This is a genomic window from Streptomyces sp. 13-12-16 (assembly GCF_002114215.1).
Classification (GTDB): domain Bacteria; phylum Actinomycetota; class Actinomycetes; order Streptomycetales; family Streptomycetaceae; genus Streptomyces.
Window position 1 is genome coordinate 1 of record NZ_NCTE01000989.1, and the last position, 2,337, is coordinate 2,337.

Here is a 2,337-nt window from a genome sequence, read left to right on the forward strand (position 1 = left end):
CGGGCCTGCGCGGCCCAGGAGGAGCGGACCTGGCGGGCCCGGGGCGACGAGCTCGGGCGGGCGGGCACCGGCGATCCCGGCGCGGCGCGCGACGCCGAGGTGCGCGGGGTGGCCTACGGGGTCGTGCTGCGGGTGCTGGACGAGATCCTGACGCCGGGGAAGCGCGCGGCACAGGGCTGACCTGCGGGGCCGTACGGGATTCCCGGGCGGATTTCCGTACGGATTGAGGCGGGCCGCCGCCGGGCACCCGGCAACCCATGACGGTCGATCACAGCCGGGCGCCGGTTCTGGAAGCACTGGAGGAGTACCACCGCAAGGGGCGGCTGGGCTTCACACCACCTGGGCACAAGCAGGCCCGCGGGGCGGATCCCGCGGTGCGCGAGGTGCTCGGGGACGCGGTGTTCCTGGGCGATGTGCTGGCGTCGGGCGGCCTGGACGACCGGCTCACCCGGGGCCGGGTGCTGCAGCGGGCCCAGGACCTGATGGCCGACGCGGTCCACGCCGACCACACCTTCTTCAGCACGTGCGGCAGCTCCCTGTCGGTCAAGGCGGCGATGCTGTCGGTGGCGGGGCCGCACGAGAAGCTGCTGATCGGGCGGGACGCCCACAAGTCGGTGGTGTCCGGGCTGATCCTGTCCGGGATCGAGCCGGTGTGGGTGGAACCGCGGTGGGACGCCGTACGGCACATCGCGCACCCGCCGTCGGCCGACGACTTCGACCGGGCCTTCGACGCCCACCCGGACGCGCGCGGCGCGCTGGTGACCAGCCCGACGCCGTACGGCGCCAGTGCGGCGCTGCGGGACATCGCCGAGGTGTGCCACCGGCGTTCGCGCCCGCTGATCGTGGACGAGGCCTGGGGCGCGCACCTGCCCTTCCACCCCGACCTGCCGTCCTGGGCGATGGACGCGGGCGCCGACATCTGCGTGACCAGCATCCACAAGATGGGCAGCGGTCTGGAGCAGGGCTCGGTGTTCCACCTGCGGGGCGACCTGGTGCCGCCGGCGCTGCTGGGCATGCGCGCCGACCTGCTGGGGACCACCAGCCCGTCGGTGCTGATCTTCGCGGGTCTCGACGGCTGGCGGCGGCAGATGGCGCTGCGCGGCAAGGAGCTGATGGGGTCGGCGCTCGCGCTCGCCGACGGGGTCCGGGCCGCGATCGAGGAGATCGACGGCATGCACGTGGAGGGCCGGGACGACTTCTGCGGACCGGGGCTGGCGGACGACTTCGATCCGCTGCCCGGTGTGATCGATCTCGACGGTCTCGGCATCACGGGATTCCAGGCGGCGGACTGGCTGCGCGAGCACCGCGGCGTCGACGCTCACCTGGTGGACCACCGCCGCATCGGGATGCAGATCACCCACGGCGACGACCGGGAGACGACCGGGGAACTGCTGTCGGCGCTGCGGGACCTGGGCCGGGCGGCGCGGAACCTGCCCCGGGCGCCGAGGGTGGACGTGCCGTCGCCGGGCGACCTGCGGATGGAGCAGGCGCTGCTGCCGCGGGACGCGTTCTTCGGCCCGGCCGAGGAGGTGCCGGTGGACCGGGCGGCCGGACGGATCGCGGCCGAGATGGTCACGCCGTACCCGCCCGGCATCCCGGCCGTCCTGCCGGGCGAACGGCTCACCGAGCCCGTGCTCCGCTATCTGCGGACGGGCCTGGCCGCGGGCATGCACCTGCCGGACCCGTCGGACCCCGGTCTGGACACGGTCCGGGTGGTGGACGAGCGCGCCGCCCGGGACCAGTGAAACAGGTCACGCGACCCGATTACCCGGACGCCGCCGAAATGGTTTATCGTTCATTCATACGTGGTGGCGGAGTCGACCCCCCGTCCTCCGGACACCACCGCTTACGGCCCTGGCTGGCTTCCCCCGTCCAGCCAGGGCTTTTTCATGCCCGGACAGGGGCCGGCGGCAGGAACCGGACTTCTCGTGTCCGCCGAGGTGCCCCGGACGGCCGCAGCGGCTGAAATGAACGTAGGGAAAGCACCGGAACCGATTGCCCGGCGAGGAGCCCCGCGCCATGACCAAAGCGATCAAACTCCTGACCGCCCTTCCTCCGCCGCAGCGCGAGCGCCTGATGGCATTGGCGCGGGAGGTGTCCTTCCCCGAGGACACCCGCATCTTCGAGACGGGAGGCACCGCCGACCGGTTCTGGGTGATCCGCTCCGGCGCGGTCTCGCTGGACCAGCGGGTGAACGACCTGCACCGGGTGACCGTCGCCACTCTCGGCGCGGGTGACCTGCTGGGCTGGTCCTGGCTGTTCCCGCCCCACCAGTGGGACTTCGGCGCCGTGGCCTTCAGCCAGGTGCGCGCCTACGAGTTCGACTCGGCGGCCGTG

The 2,337-nt window shown here is 73.1% G+C and carries 3 protein-coding genes; all 3 read left to right on the plus strand.

Annotated features, from left to right (window positions below; genetic code table 11):
- The coding region (locus B7767_RS33750) for a hypothetical protein (protein ID WP_085575429.1) at positions 1–180 on the plus strand (180 nt) is incomplete at its 5' end.
- 77 nt (positions 181–257) lie between these two features.
- On the plus strand, positions 258–1,745 hold the full coding sequence (locus B7767_RS33755) for an aminotransferase class I/II-fold pyridoxal phosphate-dependent enzyme (protein ID WP_085575430.1): 1,488 nt from the start codon (positions 258–260) through the stop codon (positions 1,743–1,745).
- A 274-nt stretch (positions 1,746–2,019) separates the two neighbouring features.
- Positions 2,020–2,337, plus strand: a 318-nt coding sequence (locus tag B7767_RS33760) for a cyclic nucleotide-binding domain-containing protein (RefSeq protein WP_085575431.1), incomplete at its 3' end; no start/stop codon positions are given.